Origin of the sequence: Sabulibacter ruber (assembly GCF_017355955.1) — a bacterium.
Taxonomy (GTDB): Bacteria; Bacteroidota; Bacteroidia; order Cytophagales; family Hymenobacteraceae; genus Nibribacter; species Nibribacter ruber_A.
In genome coordinates this window covers 1-300 of the sequence record NZ_JAFFID010000085.1, presented here as the reverse complement: position 1 = coordinate 300, position 300 = coordinate 1, and the positions used below count along the sequence as shown (strand labels likewise).

Annotated in this window: 1 protein-coding gene; it reads right to left on the bottom strand. The window is 70.3% G+C overall.

The annotated features are described in order from the left end of the window. Positions 1 to 185, bottom strand: a 185-nt coding sequence (locus tag JT719_RS24555; protein WP_207436417.1) for a hypothetical protein, incomplete at its 3' end; no start/stop codon positions are given. Positions 186 to 300 lie beyond the last annotated feature (115 nt).

Below are 300 nucleotides of genomic sequence, written 5' to 3'. Positions count from 1 at the left end.
CGGCGGGCGGCGTCGAGAGCTGCGGCTTGCGCCCGCTCCAGGGAGCGGGTCACGCCGGAATCCACTTGGGCGCCGGCGACGGTCACGATCCAGGCCCAGGTGTCGGGGCCGCGCCACAGCACGGTCAGATCGCACCCGTGCGCCCGCGCCACGGCGTGCCGCGTGGTCCACGTTGTTGTGGTCATGCCGTTGTCTCCCGTTTCAGACCTTGAGCGCCAGGGCGGAGCTGTTGTTGGGCCGCACATGCAGGTATTTGCCCGTCGTGGCGATGGAGGCGTGGCCGAGGGTCTCCTTCACCAG